The following is an 18498-nucleotide window of genomic DNA, read 5'->3' as shown; positions in this document are numbered from 1 at the left end:
ATGTATTATTCCTTAGTAAGGAAGGCATTGTTTCGGCTAGATCCTGAACGTGCCCATGATTTTACCTTCCGTCAGTTAAAACGTTTATCTCATTCCCCATTTCAATTTCTTATTCAGCAGTCACTTCCTTCTAAACCTGTTTCCTGTATGGGACTCTCATTTAAAAATCCACTTGGTCTTGCCGCCGGTCTTGATAAAAACGGTGATTGTATAGATGCACTGGGTGCAATGGGATTTGGTTTTATTGAAGTTGGCACGGTGACACCACGTCCTCAAGTGGGAAATGATAAACCTCGTTTATTCCGCTTAGTGGAAGCCGAAGGCTTAATTAACCGTATGGGATTTAATAATCTCGGTGTTGATAACCTAATTGAAAATGTAAAACAATCCCGTTATGGCGGTGTACTGGGCATTAATATCGGTAAAAATAAAGATACCCCAGTAGAGCAAGGTAAAGATGACTATCTGATTTGTATGGAAAAAGTCTATGCTCATGCTGGTTATATCGCAATTAATATCTCATCACCAAATACCCCAGGTTTGCGTACATTACAATATGGTGAAGCATTAGACGATCTGCTATCAGCAATTAAAAATAAACAATTAGAGTTGCAAGGAAAATATCAAAAATATGTTCCTGTTGCAGTTAAAATTGCGCCTGATTTAACACATGAAGAATTAATTCAAGTTGCAGATAGCTTAGTGCGTCATCATATTGATGGTGTTATTGCGACAAATACCACATTAGATAAATCATTAGTGAGTGGATTAAATCATTGTAATGAAGCGGGTGGATTAAGTGGTCGTCCGGTACAATCAAAAAGTACACAAATAATCCGTCAATTAAATGAAGAATTAAAAGGTGCATTACCTATTATTGGTGTAGGTGGAATTGATTCACTAACGGCAGCTAGAGAAAAAATGGATGCTGGTGCTTCTCTAATTCAAGTCTATTCAGGATTCATTTATCAAGGTCCTGCACTTATCAAATCTATAATTAATCATATCTAAATACATTTAATAATGAGTTAGGGGCTTTTCTTCTGCCCCTAACTCGTTTATATTGCCCCTAGTTGGTTATTTTTTATTAAATTGCACTGATTGTGCTTAATTAATAGTAAAATGAATCCTGTTTTTGTTAGGTGATATTAAATATTTTATTTAGGTCATTTAATTTTGATTGTTTATCAGAGTATAAAACAGGGAATGAATCGAAGGGGGATTAATTAGTGATAATAAAACCCGATGATCGCTGGCGTTGGTATTTTGATGTTGAGCAACAAAAATTAATGCTTGATTTAGCAAATGGTATGGTTTTTCGTTCCCGCTTTCCAAGCAAAATGTTGAGTGAGAGTGCTCGACAATCAGCATCTTTTACCGTCGATGATGCAGCTCTTTATTATGGATACGATGAGCAAATTCGACAAATAGATATGCCATCAGAATCAAGAGCTGAATTAGCTTTAAATGCATTAATAGCCCATCGCTTTTTAAAGCCGCTGATGCCTAAGAGTTGGTATTTTGAAGTTAACAATAATCAAATCAACCCTTATTTATCTCAAGTGGTAGAAGCCTCATTAAAAGAAGAAGGCGAAACCGCTCTTTTTTTAGTGACTGAAGTGGGGGCTCAAGCTTGTTTATGTTTATTAGCTCAACCTCAGTTAACATTATTTGATAGAACTCTTAATTTTTGTGATCCAATAAAAATTATGAATGATAGGTTAAGCAATTACCATAAAGAGTCAGAGTCAGGATCATTTTTGTACGAGAAAGTTATTTAACAAAAAGAGTAAAAAGGACTTACTCTTTTTATCGTCACTCATTATTTATAACATTCTAAAAACAAATTCACCCCAAACAATACTCCCTAAAATCAAATCTTCATTACTCTCTTTCTGTAATCTTTTTCTAAAAAATAAAATGAGTTTATTGATAATTCATTATTGAGTTCTTAATAAGATAATTCTTATTAAATAAACTGTTTTATTTAAAATAAAAAATAAGGTAAGGGAAAATTATCTTCTTTATGTCAAATGTGAGCTATAGATCAGGAGGTTTATAACACTCGTATCAAAAAACAGAATAGTCAAATAATGGTGTGTTGGTCATATTAGATCACTATCGTCATTGTATGATTGAATATAAAAAGGAATTTATATGAGTGAACGTGTCAAACCGATCGAGGTAATGAAGCGTAATATTTGCCCTGTATGTGCAAAAATAGATTGCATCTTTTTAACAAAAGATAAGCATTGTAAAGAGATGATGGATGCTTTCAGGGAAGGTGATATAACCAAAGCGATAAAAATTTATTCTCAGCGTTATCTACAGTATGCAGGGATGATGAGTGGTAGTTTAAAGAAAGCGGTTGGATCATATGATTCTATTGTTCAAATGTTAACTTCGGCACCTAAGCAGCAAATCAGTATTTCTGCTGAGTTAAATACAGCAATAACATCTGCTCAATCTACGTTAATCCCAGGAAAGAGTATCAATAAAGCTAATTTAGCCCCAGTGGCTATTTTTACTCCAGTGGTAACAACGGCAAATGCAACGGTTGCATCAGAAACGTTGGGGGCTATTTTAGGTCGTGCATTAGGTTTAGGTGCAGGCCTCATGCTGTATTCTCCTCCAGTTGGAGTAGGGAGTGATAGATACCCTTCGATGATTTATCAAGAATTTCCCCAAAATAAAGAAACTGCGCTTACTGCGGCAGGTCAGAGATTAAATATTCCTAAAGAAGCGCAATTAAAAGATATTGCAAAGCAAAAAGGGATAATTAATACCTCGGCTACTGTTATTGAACAGGTAGTTAATGGAACAAAACAAATTGAGTTAGTGAAAACGAATGTACCAGTTAAAACTCGAGTAGTTGAAGCGAGAAAAACTGTTGAGAAAGGTATTTTTGCTTATACTTTACCAAATGAGAAACAAGAAAGAATTGTTCAGATTGGTAGTGCGGAGATCTTAACGGGTACTGAATTACCTCAGCCAGAAAGACATAGATATCTACTTGGTAAGGTATATGATATTCCTAGGTTTAATAACTTACCTTTAGATGCCCCCACTTTTTTTACAGAAAGTGAGAAAGAACAGTCTTCGCTGAAAGAGCCTATAATTTTAGTGTTTCCATGGGAATTGGGAATAAAACCAATTTATTTATCGACAGGGAAGAAAGATAAACCCCGCCAAGGCGTAAAAGAGCGTGGTCATAGTTATCATGAACCTCCTAAAACTCAAGATATTAAAGGGTTAGGTGAATTAAAAGAAAGTAAACCTAAAACACCGAAACAGGGCGGTGCAGGTAGACGAACTCGCTGGATTGGAGACAAAGGGCGTAAAATTTATGAATGGGATTATCAGCATGGGGAAATAGAAGGTTACCGAGCTAGTGATGGACAGCATATTGGTGCATTTGATCCAAAAACGGGTAATCAATTAAAGCCTGCTGATCCAAAACGTAGTATCAAAAAATATCTGTAAGGACAATATAATGGGATTAAAATTGAGAGTTTATTGGTTTGATAAAAAAACTGATGATTTTATTGGTGAAGAGTATTCCAAAGATTTTGGTGATGATGACTTTCTAATTGATGAAACTATTAACCCCCAAGATGAAAATATTATCAATAATGGTGAGTTTGATTTGGAAACAGAGTGGGTTAACAATATTCAAAAACATATAACTCATAAAATTGAACAAGATAAATATGACTATTTTATTAGTTTTGCTTATCGTGATAAATGGTAAATATGTACAATATTCACTTACATCATTTTGAAAGTCTCTTAACGGAGACTTTTTTTTGCACTGGAGATATCATAGAAAAATCAGTTGGTTAATAAACTAACTTGCTCATTCTCAATAAATTTTTTTCATTACCTTTGTACTTAATAAGGTGATGCAGTTCTGGAAAATCATAATACTGCCAATGCAATGGTATCGAGGGTGCATCAATAAACTCAGTTATATATGATTGGGGTAAAATTAATCAATTTAATATTTACTGATAACGATATATATCATACATAACTGTGTTTATATTGAGTTCTTTATTTCATTTTTTTGTTTATATCTATTTGATTTTTATTATCTTTAAGAGAAACTTTTACATTACCTTTAGGAATGCAACTACAGGCTAAAATCTTACCTGAGCGTTTAATTGCTCCGGCTTTTAATGCATTAACATCGCCTTCATCTAATTGGATAACACAAGAGCCACAAAGGCCAGCTCGGCAACTATAAGGAATAACATAACCATTATTTTCAAGCTGTTCTAACAGGACTTCTTGGTTATTACCCTCAAAAATTTCACCATTAAATTCAATACTGACAGTTTGCTCTTGTGCGTGTTCAACAATAGGTGTTGATTGTGTTTCAACAGGTGCCGTTACAAGATATTGTTTCGCTTCTTTATAAGCTAATACCTCAACAGTATCTCCCACACGAATTATGCCAGTTTGACGAATGATGACATTTTGACCAAAATCGACATCACCTGTTTCATCGCTACGGAATGTTTGCAGTGTTGCGAGTGGTTCTGTGTTAGGATGTTTAACACCTTTATCTATACTTATAGTGGTCATGATGCAACGGCTACAAGGTTTCATCAGGTCCATCACAACAGAGCCAACACGAATAGTCTGCCAAGTATCTTCTTCAAAAGGCTTTGCACCTGTTATGAGGATATTACCTCGAAATTGCTCAATATTAATTGAAGCGGGGCAACGCTGTTGTAAGTATTGAAATGAGGCTTCATTAATTAATAAGTAAGGGTAACCATCAGCGAAAGAAACAGCGGTTTCTGGATTCTTTTTCACTCGGCGTGTCGATTTTTCGCCAGTCCAACGAAGTTGAACATCCATTTTTAAATAACGACTGAACCACTGATTTATTTCATCTGGAGCCACATACGCGGTAAAATGGTTGCCCCAAACTTCTGTCGGTTGCAATGTGGTTTCAAAATCTTGATAGGTGATAGCAATGCCTTCACCATCAGGAGCTTGAATATAAATACCATTTGCCATGACTGTGGGAATAAAACACAGCAAAACGGGAAATTTTCGTGCCGTGATAAAAGTCCCTTCAGGGGTGGTTATCATAAAATCGCGATCAAACGTGAATCCGCTCTCACGAGCAAATGCATGAGAAAGTCGAATTCCCTTCATTGATTTAACTGGGTGTATATAAAGGCGTGAAACGTTGATCATCAGTGCTCCCAAAAAGACATTATTATTTTTTATAGCCAGTAACTTTATGACAACGTAATACAATTAGCTATAATGCCCAACAATTTTATTTTAGGTGGTAACAATATTATGCGCTCTCTGTTTGCCAGCACAGGCCGAGGTCTGGAAGAACTATTAAAATCTGAACTTGAACACTTAGGTGCTCAGGCTTGCCAGATAACACAAGGCGGTGTTTATTTCCGTGCTGATAATAAAACCATGTATCAGTCTTTACTTTGGAGCCGTTTAGCGTCGCGTATTATGTTGCCGTTAAATGAATTCAATGTTTATAGTGATCTAGACTTATATCTTGGTGTGCAGGCAATTGATTGGAGTGAGATTTTTACTGTTGATCAGACTTTTGCTATTCATTTTAATGGCACGAATGACATTATTCGTAATAGCCAATATGGCGCATTAAAAGCGAAAGATGCCATCGTTGACTCATTCCAACGTAAAATAGGGCAACGTCCAGATGTCGCTAAACAATCTCCTGATATCCGCTTAACTATCCATCTTCATAAAGAAAAAGCCTCGCTATCTTTAGACTTAAGTGGCGATGGTTTACATCAACGTGGTTATCGTGATTTAACAGGTCAAGCGCCTTTAAAAGAAAATTTAGCTGCTGCAATTATTATGCGTTCAGGTTGGAAAACTGACACACCATTAATCGATCCAATGTGTGGCTCTGGTACATTATTAATTGAAGCAGCTATGATGGCGACTGATTGTGCGCCAGCATTAAATCGTGTGCATTGGGGATTCCGTCATTGGTTAGGCCACGATGAAGCGCTATGGAAAGAAGTGACTCATGAAGCTTTTGCCCGTTTCCGTGAAGGCAAAAAGAATACAACAGCGCGTTTTTATGGCTTTGATGTTGATAAACGTGTGTTGGATATGGCGAGAGCCAATGCCCGCAGAGCGGATGTGGCTGAACTGATTACATTTGCTCACGGTGATGCAGCTAAACTGACAAACCCTGTTTCAACAGAAATAAAAGGGACAATTATCAGCAATCCACCTTATGGTGAGCGTTTAGAAAGTGAGCCTGCATTAATTGCACTGCATAGCCAATTAGGAAGAGCGATAAAAGCACACTTCCCAGGTTGGAGATTGTCACTATTTAGTGCATCACCTGAACTGTTAAGTTGCATTCAATTACGTGCTGAACGAGAGTTCAAAGCAAAAAATGGTCCTCTTGATTGTGTACAAAAGAACTATTTACTTTCTGATACACCATCCACGATTAACACTGGACTTGCGGAAGATTTTGCAAACCGTTTACGTAAAAATGAGAAAAAACTCGCGAAATGGGCAAAACAACAGCAAATTGAATGTTATCGCTTATACGATGCTGATTTACCTGAATATAATGTTGCTGTAGACCGTTACGGCGATAAAGTGGTTATTCAAGAGTATGCACCACCTAAAACAGTTAATGAACACAAAGCCCGCCAGCGTTTATTTGATGTAATTAGCGCAACAATGGAAGTACTGGCATTACGTTCTGATCAACTGATTTTAAAAACACGCCAACGCCAAAAAGGTAAGCAACAGTATGAAAAAATGGCCGAAAAAGGTGATTTCTTCTTAGTTGACGAGTTTGGTGCAAAATTCTGGGTAAATCTAACCGATTACCTCGATACAGGATTGTTCTTAGATCACCGTATTGCACGAAAAATGCTGGGTGAAATGAGTAATGGAAAAGACTTCTTAAATCTTTTTGCTTATACCGGTACGGCTTCTGTTCATGCAGGAATTGGTGGTGCAAAAAGCACAACAACCGTTGATATGTCCCGTACTTATCTTGAATGGGCTGAGAAAAACTTCCAAGCGAATGGCTTATCAGGTAGACAACACCGTTTAATGCAAGCAGATTGCATTCAATGGTTAATGCAGAGCAACGAACAATTTGATGTGATCTTTATCGATCCGCCTACGTTTTCTAACTCAAAACGAATGGAAAATACCTTTGATGTACAGCGTGATCACATTGAACTAATGAAACATTTAAAACGTTTGTTGAGAAAAGGCGGAACAATTATGTTCTCAAATAATAAACGTGGATTCAAAATGGAACATGACGAGTTAGCAAAAATTGGGTTGTGTGCAAAAGAGATAACACAGAAAACATTATCACAAGACTTTGCACGTAACCGTCAAATTCACAATTGCTGGCTGTTAACTCATGCTGGTGAGGAATAATTTACAATGCCGTTAATTAGTTTGACTGGGGCTTACTTATCTTTCAGTGATGCCCCACTATTAGATAGCACCGATTTATTTATTGAAGAAAATGAACGCGTTTGTTTAGTTGGGCGCAATGGTGCGGGTAAATCAACACTATTAAGAGTGTTATCTAAAGAGCAACCTTTAGATGATGGTCAAGTTGTTTATGAGCAAGATCTTGTAACTGCTCGCTTACAGCAAGATCCCCCAAGAGATATTGAAGGCACTATTTTTGACTTTGTTGCAGAAGGCGTTGAAGAAGATGCTAAATATCTAACGGATTATCACCATATTTCTAAACTGATTGAGACAGATCCTTCTGATAAAAATCTCAATAAAATGGCAGAGCTACAAGAAGTACTTGATAGTCGTAACTTGTGGTTGCTTGATAGCCGAATTGCAGAAGTACTAGAAAAACTCGGTTTAGAGGGTGAAGCAGAGCTTTCTTCTTTATCAGGTGGTTGGTTAAGAAAAGCAGCATTAGGGCGCGCACTAGTCAGCGCACCAAGAGTACTATTTTTAGATGAACCAACAAACCACCTTGATATTGAAACGATCCTTTGGCTTGAGAAATTCTTAAAAGATTTCCAAGGAAGTATCGTGTTTATTTCCCATGACCGTTCATTTATCCGTAATATGGCAACGCGTATTATCGATCTTGATCGTGGAAAGCTTTCTTCATGGCCGGGAAATTACGATAAGTATCTTGAAAGCAAAGAAGAAGCATTGCGTGTTGAAGAGCAACAAAACGCAGAGTTTGATCGCAAATTAGCGCAAGAAGAAGCGTGGATACGCCAAGGCATTAAAGCACGACGCACTCGTAACGAAGGTCGTGTAAGAGCATTAAAAGCACTGCGTGTTGAGCGTAGCGAACGCCGTGAAGTGTTAGGCAGTGCTCGTATGCAGGTCGAAGAAGCAACTCGCTCTGGTAAAATTGTATTTGAACTTGAAGATGTTAATTACAGCATTGGAATGCGTAAATTAGTTCGTGACTTTTCTGCCAAAGTACAACGTGGTGATAAAATTGCGCTGGTGGGGCCAAATGGTTGCGGTAAAACCACTTTATTGAAACTCATGTTAGGCGATTTAAAAGCAGACAGCGGACGAGTTCATTGTGGTACTAAGCTTGAAGTCGCTTACTTTGATCAGCACCGTGCGACACTTGATCCTGATAAAACAGTCATGGATAACCTTGCAGAAGGTAAGCAAGAGGTGATGGTAAATGGCCGTCCTCGCCATGTACTTGGTTATTTGCAAGATTTCTTATTCCCACCTAAACGTGCGATGACTCCTGTTCGCGCACTTTCAGGGGGTGAGAGAAACCGTCTATTATTGGCACGTTTATTCTTAAAACCTAGTAATTTACTTATTCTCGATGAGCCAACCAATGATCTCGATGTTGAAACATTGGAATTACTAGAAGAGCTCGTTGATGCTTACCAAGGCACTGTTTTACTGGTTAGCCATGACCGTGAATTTGTTGATAATAGTGTTACTGAGTGTTGGATCTTTGAAGGTGATGGTGTTATTAACAGTTACGTTGGTGGATATTACGATGCTCAGCAACAACGAGCACAGTCGGTTTCACTAAAGAGTGAGACAAATAAATCACGCAACGCACCAGAAAAAGCTGAAAAAGAAGCAAAAGTAAAAGATAGCTCTAAAAAGAACACTCGTACTAATAAGTTAAGTTATCATTTGACACGAGAGCTTGAGCAACTTCCCGCTAAATTAGAAAGCTTAGAAACGCAGTTAAGTGAATTACAAGAAGAAGTAAGTGGGGCGGATTTCTTTACTCGTCCTCATGAAGAGACAGAAAAAGTCTTAAAGGCGCTTGCTGACAAAGAACAAGAACTTGAAACGGCTTTTGACAGATGGCAAGAGCTAGAATTGATGCAAAACGGCGAATAGCCAACCGAAAACGGGGCATCACGCCCCGTTTTACTTTCTGGATTAAATATTCTTTTATTGATTATTCTAAATAAGAGGTGTCGCTGTGTGCTCTGGTCAACAACATCGTCATGAACATAAACATGAGCAAATATTATGTCCTCAGTGCGATCTGGTGGTCAGTGTTCCTGAATTAGTACAAGGAACAAAAGCAACATGTCCTCGCTGCCATACTGTGCTAACTGCACGTTGGCGCCAACCTTTTTATCAACCTGTTGCGTTAGCAATCAGCGCATTGTTTATGCTGTTAATGGCGAGCCAATTTACTTTTGTTAGTATGGAAGTGGCAGGTATTGCTAATAATGTCACACTGATGCAAATTCCAACGGTGATGTTTAGTGAAAACTACGTTGAACTAGGTGCCTTTTTCCTATTGTTTGTGCAGATTGTGCCCGCTTTTTGCATGATCGCAATCTTGCTTCTTTGCACACCCGTTAAATTACCAAGAAAGCTACAAATTTGGTTATCGCGTATTTTATTTCAACTAAAATCGTGGTGTATGGCAGAAATTTTTCTTGCAGGAATTTTAGTTAGCTTTGTAAAATTAATGGCTTATGGTGATATTGGGCTGGGGTTGAGTTTCCCACCTTATGTGCTTTATTGCTTATTTCAAATTCGTGCTTTCCAATGTCTTGATAGGCATACTTTATGGGAAAAATTAGAGCCTCGTCCTGCTTATCCTGACATAGAATCGGGTAAGCCGGGATTAAAACAAGGTGTAAGATTATGTCGTTCATGTACGGCAATTTTACCTGCCGACCAATATGAATGTAGTCGTTGTGAAGTCAAAGGACATGCAAGAAGGCCGAAAAGCTTGCAATGGACAGTATCACTGTTGATTACTTCGTTGATCCTCTATATCCCCGCGAATTTATTGCCGATTATGGTGACTGAGTCATTGGGTAATAACCTTTATTCAACCATTATGGCAGGGGTTATTTTGCTCTGGGAAGATGGTTCTTATCCTGTTGCAATGGTGATATTTATTGCCAGTATTATGGTGCCAAGTTTAAAAATGGTAGCAATAGCTTGGTTGTGTTGGGATGCACACAAATCTAATGGGAAAAGAGATCCTGCTAGAATGCATTTTCTCTACGAAGTTGTTGAATATGTAGGGCGTTGGTCGATGATTGACGTCTTTGTAATTGCTGTTTTAGCTTCATTAGTCAGAATGGGACGTCTGATGAGCATCTATCCTGATTTTGGTGTGGTGCTATTTGCATTGGTTGTAGTGCTAACTATGTTCTCTGCAATGATGTTTGATCCTCGGTTGACGTGGGATAAGTGTACAACCGATGATGATAAACCCACGATTAAGGAGCCTAAGGGTGACTGAAAAGAATGAAACTGCTTTAACTGAAGCAAAAATTAACAAACTAAAAAGCTGGTCTCCAGTTTGGATCATACCACTTGTCACCTTACTGATAGGTGCATGGATACTTTATTATCATTTCAGCCATCAGGGTCCAGAAGTTACATTAATTACCTATAATGCAGATGGCATTGAAGCAGGTAAAACCAAAATTAAAAGCCGCAGTGTGGATATCGGTTTAGTTGAAAGTGTCACACTCGATAGCAATTTTAGTCGCGTTATCATCACAGCGCGCCTTGATACTGGCATGAAAGAGTTATTACGTGCAGATACCGCATTCTGGGTTGTAAGACCGCAAATAGGTAAAGAGGGTGTAACGGGTTTAGGCACCTTGCTTTCAGGCGCATATATTGAGCTACAACCGGGATTAACGGGTAAAGAAGAAGATGAGTTTAACCTTCTTGATTCACCGCCACTCGCTTCGCCTGATGCAAAAGGTATTCGCATTAATTTAGTGAGTGAAAAAGCAGGTCAATTAAATGCAGGCGACCCAGTTTTATTTAGAGGTTACCAAGTTGGTTCAGTTGAAACCAGTGAATTCAATATTGATACAAGAGATATGCATTATCAACTCTTTATCAAAGCACCTTATGACAAAATGGTGACATCTAATGTGAGATTCTGGAAAGATTCAGGTATCGCCTTTGATATGTCTTCATCGGGTGTTCGTGTTGAAATGGCATCACTTTCCACATTGTTTAGTGGTGGCGTTAGTTTTGATGTTCCAAACGGATGGTTACCAGGCGATCAAATTGCACCTAAAACAGAATTTAAACTTTACGATAATGAGAAGAGCATTCAAAACTCGCTATATACTGATTATCGCAGTTACATTATGTTTTTCTCTGATTCTGTAAGGGGATTACAGGCGGGGGCACCTGTTGAATTCCGTGGAATTCGCATGGGTACTGTTGTTCAAGTACCTTATTACACTAAAGGCATGCAACAATCACTGGATAAAGATTTTCGTATTCCAGTGCTAATTCATGTTGAACCAGAGCGTTTTGCTAATGATGTTGGTGAAAGTTTTGACTTCGTCAAAGAGATCACTTCAGCCTCTAATAATGGGCTAAGAGCTTCTTTAAAATCGGGAAATCTTTTAACTGGTGCGCTTTATATTGACCTTGATTTCTACCCTGATGCAACAAAATGGGAAGGCCCTCAAGAAGTTGCTGGTTTCCAACAAATACCGACTACAAGTTCAGGTTTAGCGCAAATTCAGCAAAAAGTCATGACATCTCTTGATAAGATCAACAATCTTCCTGTTGAGCCAATGCTTAAAGAGATGACGGCAACGTTAGCTGAAAGCCAAAAAGCAGTTGCTGAAGCGAAAGAGACACTAAAAGCATTGAATGCCATGATTGGTAGTGATGAATTTAGAAATCTTCCTAATGATATTCAACAGTCATTGAAAGAGATTAATCGCAGTATGCAAGGCTTCCAACCGGGCTCTCCTGCATACGGAAAAATGATTGATAATATGCAGCAGCTTGATCAGGTTTTAAGAGAGATGCAGCCTTTATTGAAAACATTGAACAATAAGAGCAACGCATTAATTTTTGAAGCGAAGGAAGGTAAAGATCCAGAACCGAAGAGGGCTGAAAAATAATGAAATACATCATTGGGGTATTTGTATTGATGCTAACGGCATGTTCAAGTCAGATTGATAAAACGTATTATCAGTTGCCCGATGTTTATCAAGGTGGCGTGTCAGAACAAGTCTCGACAACACAGTCAGCCAAGAAGCCCCAAATTTGGGTTCAGCCGATCCGTTTGTCTAATATGCTAGTTAATGCAGGAATTGTTTATCAAACGACGGATATTAACTATACCGTGGCTAATCAACATTTATGGATTAATCCACTTGATCAGCAATTACAACAGAACCTTATTTCAGGTTTAACAAAAGCATTGCCGGATACAGTTGTTGCTAATCAACCGGTTGAAGATAATCTTGCGAAATTAACCGTTACCGTTAATTACTTCCAAGGCCGTTATGATGGGCAAGTGATTATTTCAGGTGACTGGATCTACGCTGAAAATAATAAGGTTATTAATCAGCCATTTTCTTTAGTTTTAACACAAACGGAAGATGGTTATCCTGCTTTAGTGCGTACATTAGGGCAGGGATGGGAGCAAGTTGTTTCTGAGATAGCGAAAGCAATTCAAGCTCAATACTAACTGATTTAGCATTATGTTTATTTAAACCCAATATTCTTTTAAATTGTATTTAAGTTGAATATTGGGTTTTTGTTTATATCTAAAAGAGAAAAGATGAAGAATAGTTAAGCTTGGCGTATTGCATAGCATTTTTTTTAGAAGATATGTAACTTGTATTTGAAGAGTTTGAATTAATAGAAGTATGTAAGAGGTATTAATAGCTTATTTTACCTCCAATGATGGCTAATTCCTTAATAAAGCAAAGGTAATTAAAAAGAGTTTTCTACGAAAAAATAAAAATAGAGCAAAAAGTTATATTTATAAACTAAGTCTTATATTGATATAAACATAAAAACAAACATTATTATATCTTATTTAATTTATTGATTTTCTAAGATAAAAATAAAGAAAATTGTTTTTAATTAATAATACCCATTAAATATCAATTAGTTATGTTTTTGTTTGGGTATAACCCATTAAAAGAATTAGATAATATTTAAATTAAATCATTAAATAAAATAAATAATAACATTTGGTATTACATTTTTAGCTGGCTCAACATCACAAATATGACATTTGTATTAACTTCTTTACTTGCTTAAATGCGCAATAAAGCGTATCAATTTATAGTGGTTGTTGAAAAAACAATCATTATCTTTCCGCTTAAACTTAGAACGTGAGGGTTGTCTAGATATGAAAAGACAGAAACGAGATCGTTTAGCAAGAGCATTATCGAAAGGTTATCAAGCTGGTATGCAAGGTCGTTCAAAAGATCTTTGCCCTTATTTCGCCATTGATGCGCGTTCACATTGGCTTGGAGGCTGGCGACAGGCGATGGAAGATCGCCCTAGTCTGGTAAAATAAATAACCCGTCGTAGTGAAATATGTCATGGCTAATTTTGAGTCCTATTGAATATTATCACTAAGATTTTACCGACAATCAAAACGAGGGTTATTTATATATATTCCTATGTACATATTGAGCATAGGACAATTTGAGTATAAATAACAAACAATCAATTTGGATATAAAAAAGGCTTACATTTTTGTAAGCCTTTTTACGTTATATTGTCATTATTTTTTTATTCTGATCTATAAGAATTTCTACGTAAACGAAACCCATAAATAGTAAGAAAAATAGCAAGTATTGTATTAACAGAATTATAGAGCCAATCAATTTTTTCTGAAGTAAACCAAGGTATAGAAAATGTAAATATCAGAAATATGCCACAATAAAACATAAAGTCTGCATTTTTTTAGATACTTTTCCTTTATTAATCACTTATTTTCCTTAAATTATTTTTATGACGATTAATTTAACTTAAAGATTTCCTTTTGATTTTTTAAATAACTTATATAAATTTGGACTATATAAACATAATGAGGTTATAGAAAAACCTAAGATCCATTTTATATTGAATTGATTAGCATACATACAAATAAATATAATCAATAAAACTGTGATCTTATAGCCAATTGCTTTGCAAAGAAAAAAGATAAGATCAATCAGAAAGCTCAACAGTTCTACTATTGCGCTTATAATCATATCCATACGATTATTTCTTGACGTAATCTACTTATACTAAGTGGATATAAATTTTAAGTTTAGTATTTGTTTGGAATAAAAAAAGTTCACTTAAATTAAATTTATCTTTATATATAAATTTTATTTATTAATATAATGACACTATACATCGATTAATTTATGATAGCGACTTTTATTTACAAGGAAGATTTCAATGAAAAAACCAATATCATTATGGATAATATTAATTGTTTTTATTTTCTTTACTTTAGGGCAATTAATATCTTCATTTACTAGTGTTTCTACTTTAGTGGGCATATCTATAAAAGATAGCGAAAATTTAAATTTAATAGCTTATCTTTCTATATTGTGGAGTTTGATACAAACTTTTACTCTCCCAACTTTATATGTTATTACTCTTTTTGTTATCTTTATGAATAAAGAAATAGCATCGATGATGCTAAAAATATTCTGGAGTATATCAATGCTTCCTATCACTATTGCAATAGTCGTAGGTATGCAAAATACATTGGATAATACAAGTGGTAGTAATCAAGCAGAAAATTCAGGTGAAGTATTAGGGATCTTATTTTTAGTAGGATTACTTGTTTATCTTACATACAGCTTATTTTTCTCTCTTAAAATTAAACAATATTTTCAGTATCTAAAAGATAAACAATCGACAGCATGTATTGATAAAAACTGAGTTGAATATGATCTGTTTTTTATAAAAAAATAAATACGTTGTTAGCATAGATAAAAAAATACCGTGTACTTTATGTTACACGGTATTTCTATAATAGATTCGGGTTGTTATCTATCTTAGAATGCAGTTGTATCTTTAAATAAGCCAACTTTTAAGTCTTTTGCTTCATAAATCAGCTTACCATCAACATACACTTCACCATCGGCAATACCCATGATCAGTTTACGATTGATAACACGTTTGAAATCAATTTTATAGGTAACTTTCTTTGCTGTTGGTAATATTTGCCCAGTGAATTTAACTTCACCAACACCAAGCGCACGGCCTTTACCTTCACCACCAAGCCAGCCAAGATAGAAGCCAACAAGTTGCCACATGGCATCTAGGCCTAAGCAACCTGGCATAACAGGATCATTCACGAAGTGGCAATCAAAGAACCATAAATCTGGCTTGATATCGAATTCTGCTTCGATAAAGCCTTTATTATGGGTGCCGCCATCTTCTGTCATTTTAATGATGCGATCCATCATTAGCATATTACCAGATGGCAGTGGTGGGCCATCTTGGCCAAATAATTCACCACGGCCTGAAGCAATGAGGTCTTCTTTAGAATAAGATTCGCGTTTATCAACCATTGTCTATATAGCCTTTATCAAGTGTAAGACAACAGAATAGCTTACACTTGTACGCTGAACAACTCCGATCACTTGAAACAGAATTATCTGAATAGACGTAAGAACCAAGGTAATTTAGGTCTATCCTGATTATTTGCAAGTGTTATACGATCATGAATAACAGCTAACAAGTGTGAGTCTGATTGTTCTGGTTCACATTGCTCTTCATAATATGGCTGACGCGTCAGTAACGTTATCGCTTCCGCTACATGAGTGACAGGCCAAATATGAAATTTTTCTTCTTTTACCGCTTGTTGCACATTTTCGTTGAGTACAAGATGGCGAATATTGGCAAGAGGAATAATTACGCCTTGTGCACCAGTTAGCCCTCTTTGTTGGCAGATATCAAAGAAGCCTTCGATTTTCTGGTTTACGCCGCCAATCGGTTGGACTTGACCAAATTGATCAACGGCACCTGTAACAGCAATTTGTTGATCAATAGGTTGTTGTGCCAGAGTGCTAATAAAAGCACATAATTCAGCCAGAGAGGCGCTATCACCATCCACCTCACCATATGATTGTTCAAAAACAATCGAGGTGCTAAATGGCTGTGGTTGGTCTAAACGTAATTCTGAGTTTAAGTAAGCTTGCATAATCATCATTCCTTTAGCATGAAGATTGCCACCAAGCTCAGCTTTTCGCTCAACATCTGTAAACTCACCATCACCTATATGTGCAACGCAGGTAATGCGAGTCGGTTCTCCGATTAAATCAGGATATCCAGGGTAATCCAAGACAGAAAGTCCATTGATTTGACCAACAGCTTCACCTTCTGTTTGTATCATTACTTGGTCTTGTAAAATCTCATCACGACTACGTTCTAATAAATAACTGTGTCGCCATAGGCGATTTTCTTCTGCTTTTTTCAATGCATCAGCATTTAGAGAAGGACCATGATTAAAACGAATTGCATAACGAAGCTGGCGTAAGATCCATTCTAAATCTAGGCTCAGCATTAGCTGATCTTCATGTTGTCTTGCTGCTTGTGTTAGCAAGACTTCCCAAGCATCCGCAGATAGAGAAGGGAGGCTATATTTTTGGCACAATGAATTTACAAAGCCACACCATTGAGAAAGAGCGGTTTCGTCTTCTAAATACATATCGTATTCATATTCACCATATAAAGCTGTGCTACTTAGCTCAGGCTCCATAAATTCAAGCTCTTCAAGGCTTAATCTATCACCGACTAAAATAACCCGTAAATTGAGAGGCATGCTTTCAATAGGCAAAGGCAGGGATTGATTGTCATTCCAAACAAGCCATTCAAAACGCTGCTCTTCAACCATTTTTTTAAGGCGGAACCACATTAGTGGTTGTGCAAGTAAAGATTTTATAGAGAGGACTAAAATGCCTCCATTTACTTTATGCAATAAACCTGGGCTGAGGGTAACTTCGTCTTTATGGCAATAGAATGAACCAAAGAGTTGTTCTGGCTCTATCCATTGGCAACAAGTAATAGATTCTGATGATGAAAATGCACCTTGTACATTTTCTTGCCAATCGATTTTATTGGTTTCTGCTTGATAACTGCCAACAACAGGATCAGTTTTGATCCCTGATTGCGTTAATGTGTCTGTCAGCATATCAAAGTAAGCAGTAGAATCATCCGCTTTTAACAGCATAAACTGCCCTGAATCTGCATTGTTTAACCATTGCAGGCTTTCATACAGGCGAGGTTGAACCTCACGAAGTAGAGATGCAGGTAATTGAGATGCTGTTTGAAAGAAAGTTTGGTAGGAGGCGTAATCAGGACGTAACGCCTGCCATTCTAATTCGTTGTTTTTCAAGGTTACCGTTTTTATTATTGATTAGTGAAAAGAGATAATTAGATATCGTATAAGTCGATACCTATCCTGCAATAAGACGGTTCTTTAACTGTCATCAACTGCATAGGCAGGGAATATGTACCGCTACGACCTTATAATGACGGGTTAATAATTGGTCATTAAGGTTTTATGATAGCGACGCTCGATTCTATCATAACGTGCTCAGAAAACTATCCCTTATCAAGGCTTGTTATTAATTGATAAGAAAGATTATCTAAAATAACTTTGCCTATAAAATAGTCAAAAAATTTCGGTTCAGTGGCAGTATTTTTGTAAAATTGTTGATATGCTACTATATAGTTACGTTGTCACGGGGATTTGTATGAAATATCAACAATTAGAGAACCTAGAATGTGGCTGGAAGTGGGCCTATCTAGTAAAAAAACACCGTGAAGGTGAATTAATTACCCGTTATATAGAAAAAAGTGCCGCTGATGAAGTTGTCGAGCAATTGTTGCTTCTTGAATCACAACCATTAAAAGTTTTAGAGTGGATAGATTTGCATATGAATCCTGATTTATCTAATAGGATGAAGCAAACGATTAGAGCTCGCAGAAAACGTTATTTTAATGCTGAGCATCAGCATACGCGCAAGAAATCAATCGATTTAACGTTTAAAGTTTGGCAACGCTTATCTGCATTGTCACAACGAAGAGGGATCACATTATCAGAAACGATCGTGCAATTAATTGAAGACGCTGAACGAAAAGAACAATATGCATTAAAAGTGCATAGTTTAAAAGATGGACTCATTGAGTTATTAGAACGCGATAAAGAAAAATAAGTTACATTATTCTTAGCTTACTGGCTTCGACAATTTATTTGTT

The 18498-nt window shown here is 36.6% G+C and carries 15 protein-coding genes; 12 read left to right on the top strand and 3 right to left on the bottom strand.

The features are described 5' to 3' along the window. From pyrD to ABN212_RS09395, 4 genes are all read left to right on the top strand, one after another. Nucleotides 1–1011 carry a quinone-dependent dihydroorotate dehydrogenase gene (gene pyrD / locus ABN212_RS09410; RefSeq protein WP_099074980.1) on the top strand — a complete coding sequence of 337 codons (1011 nt, stop codon included), beginning with the start codon at nucleotides 1–3 and terminating at the stop codon, nucleotides 1009–1011. 218 nt (nucleotides 1012–1229) lie between these two features. Then, a complete protein-coding gene (locus ABN212_RS09405) occupies nucleotides 1230–1781 on the top strand; it encodes a cell division protein ZapC (RefSeq protein WP_196533064.1) in 552 nt (183 codons plus the stop codon). A 376-nt stretch (nucleotides 1782–2157) separates the two neighbouring features. Further along, nucleotides 2158–3483 (top strand): colicin E3/pyocin S6 family cytotoxin, encoded by a 1326-nt coding sequence (locus ABN212_RS09400; RefSeq protein WP_349443156.1) that lies wholly within the window; start codon nucleotides 2158–2160, stop codon nucleotides 3481–3483. A gap of 10 nt (nucleotides 3484–3493) precedes the next feature. Continuing rightward, nucleotides 3494–3751 (top strand): colicin E3-like toxin immunity protein, encoded by a 258-nt coding sequence (locus ABN212_RS09395; protein ID WP_088493276.1) that lies wholly within the window; start codon nucleotides 3494–3496, stop codon nucleotides 3749–3751. Between the two features lie 302 nt (nucleotides 3752–4053). Here ABN212_RS09395 and ABN212_RS09390 read toward each other — a convergent pair whose 3' ends face one another. Then, a complete protein-coding gene (locus ABN212_RS09390) occupies nucleotides 4054–5211 on the bottom strand; it encodes a YcbX family protein (RefSeq protein ID WP_349443155.1) in 1158 nt (385 codons plus the stop codon). Between the two features lie 108 nt (nucleotides 5212–5319). On the opposite strand from ABN212_RS09390, the gene rlmKL reads away from it, so the two are divergent. The 7 genes from rlmKL to ABN212_RS09355 all read left to right on the top strand — a co-directional run bounded on the left by rlmKL (nucleotide 5320) and on the right by ABN212_RS09355 (nucleotide 15171). Beyond that, a complete protein-coding gene (gene rlmKL / locus ABN212_RS09385) occupies nucleotides 5320–7434 on the top strand; it encodes a bifunctional 23S rRNA (guanine(2069)-N(7))-methyltransferase RlmK/23S rRNA (guanine(2445)-N(2))-methyltransferase RlmL (RefSeq protein WP_198629748.1) in 2115 nt (704 codons plus the stop codon). Nucleotides 7435–7440: 6 nt separating this feature from the next. After that, nucleotides 7441–9369 carry an ABC transporter ATP-binding protein gene (locus tag ABN212_RS09380; protein WP_198620516.1) on the top strand — a complete coding sequence of 643 codons (1929 nt, stop codon included), beginning with the start codon at nucleotides 7441–7443 and terminating at the stop codon, nucleotides 9367–9369. Between the two features lie 85 nt (nucleotides 9370–9454). Next, a complete protein-coding gene (pqiA, locus tag ABN212_RS09375) occupies nucleotides 9455–10744 on the top strand; it encodes a membrane integrity-associated transporter subunit PqiA (protein ID WP_109373546.1) in 1290 nt (429 codons plus the stop codon). Then, the gene (pqiB, locus tag ABN212_RS09370) at nucleotides 10737–12389 is read left to right on the top strand and encodes an intermembrane transport protein PqiB (RefSeq protein WP_198620517.1); all 1653 of its coding nucleotides are present in this window, start codon (nucleotides 10737–10739) and stop codon (nucleotides 12387–12389) included. Before pqiA ends, pqiB begins: the two co-directional genes overlap by 8 nt. Then, the gene (gene pqiC / locus ABN212_RS09365) at nucleotides 12389–12961 is read left to right on the top strand and encodes a membrane integrity-associated transporter subunit PqiC (protein WP_109373548.1); all 573 of its coding nucleotides are present in this window, start codon (nucleotides 12389–12391) and stop codon (nucleotides 12959–12961) included. Before pqiB ends, pqiC begins: the two co-directional genes overlap by 1 nt. 672 nt (nucleotides 12962–13633) lie before the next feature. Beyond that, nucleotides 13634–13804, top strand: a complete 171-nt coding sequence (rmf, locus tag ABN212_RS09360) for a ribosome modulation factor (protein ID WP_349443154.1) — start codon at nucleotides 13634–13636, stop codon at nucleotides 13802–13804. Between the two features lie 875 nt (nucleotides 13805–14679). Continuing rightward, entirely contained in the window at nucleotides 14680–15171 is a 492-nt protein-coding gene (locus ABN212_RS09355; RefSeq protein WP_349443153.1) for a hypothetical protein, read from the top strand. A 116-nt stretch (nucleotides 15172–15287) separates the two neighbouring features. On the opposite strand, the gene fabA is transcribed toward ABN212_RS09355, so the two are convergent. Continuing rightward, entirely contained in the window at nucleotides 15288–15806 is a 519-nt protein-coding gene (gene fabA / locus ABN212_RS09350) for a bifunctional 3-hydroxydecanoyl-ACP dehydratase/trans-2-decenoyl-ACP isomerase (RefSeq protein ID WP_023581351.1), read from the bottom strand. 83 nt (nucleotides 15807–15889) lie between these two features. Next, complete coding sequence (locus ABN212_RS09345) at nucleotides 15890–17632, bottom strand: AAA family ATPase (RefSeq protein WP_198620520.1); 1743 nt, start codon at nucleotides 17630–17632, stop codon at nucleotides 15890–15892. A gap of 361 nt (nucleotides 17633–17993) precedes the next feature. Between ABN212_RS09345 and matP the strand changes: the two genes are divergently transcribed. Further along, nucleotides 17994–18455, top strand: a complete 462-nt coding sequence (matP, locus tag ABN212_RS09340; RefSeq protein WP_088493264.1) for a macrodomain Ter protein MatP — start codon at nucleotides 17994–17996, stop codon at nucleotides 18453–18455. The last annotated feature ends 43 nt before the right edge of the window (nucleotides 18456–18498 follow it).

The organism is Proteus genomosp. 6, from assembly GCF_040139785.1.
Taxonomy (GTDB): Bacteria; Pseudomonadota; Gammaproteobacteria; order Enterobacterales; family Enterobacteriaceae; genus Proteus.
Note: the sequence above shows the minus strand (reverse complement) of the source record. Positions and strands in the feature narration are given on the sequence as shown.

What these genes read in the sequence shown, in the direction of transcription:
- fabA (WP_023581351.1), bottom strand. Translation starts at nt 15,806, where the DNA reads ATGGTTGATAAACGCGAATCTTATTCTAAAGAAGACCTCATTGCTTCA.
- rlmKL (WP_198629748.1), top strand. Translation starts at nt 5,320, where the DNA reads ATGCGCTCTCTGTTTGCCAGCACAGGCCGAGGTCTGGAAGAACTATTA.
- ABN212_RS09355 (WP_349443153.1), top strand. Translation starts at nt 14,680, where the DNA reads ATGAAAAAACCAATATCATTATGGATAATATTAATTGTTTTTATTTTC.
- rmf (WP_349443154.1), top strand. Translation starts at nt 13,634, where the DNA reads ATGAAAAGACAGAAACGAGATCGTTTAGCAAGAGCATTATCGAAAGGT.
- ABN212_RS09395 (WP_088493276.1), top strand. Translation starts at nt 3,494, where the DNA reads ATGGGATTAAAATTGAGAGTTTATTGGTTTGATAAAAAAACTGATGAT.
- pqiC (WP_109373548.1), top strand. Translation starts at nt 12,389, where the DNA reads ATGAAATACATCATTGGGGTATTTGTATTGATGCTAACGGCATGTTCA.
- pyrD (WP_099074980.1), top strand. Translation starts at nt 1, where the DNA reads ATGTATTATTCCTTAGTAAGGAAGGCATTGTTTCGGCTAGATCCTGAA.
- ABN212_RS09380 (WP_198620516.1), top strand. Translation starts at nt 7,441, where the DNA reads ATGCCGTTAATTAGTTTGACTGGGGCTTACTTATCTTTCAGTGATGCC.
- ABN212_RS09390 (WP_349443155.1), bottom strand. Translation starts at nt 5,211, where the DNA reads ATGATCAACGTTTCACGCCTTTATATACACCCAGTTAAATCAATGAAG.
- ABN212_RS09400 (WP_349443156.1), top strand. Translation starts at nt 2,158, where the DNA reads ATGAGTGAACGTGTCAAACCGATCGAGGTAATGAAGCGTAATATTTGC.
- matP (WP_088493264.1), top strand. Translation starts at nt 17,994, where the DNA reads ATGAAATATCAACAATTAGAGAACCTAGAATGTGGCTGGAAGTGGGCC.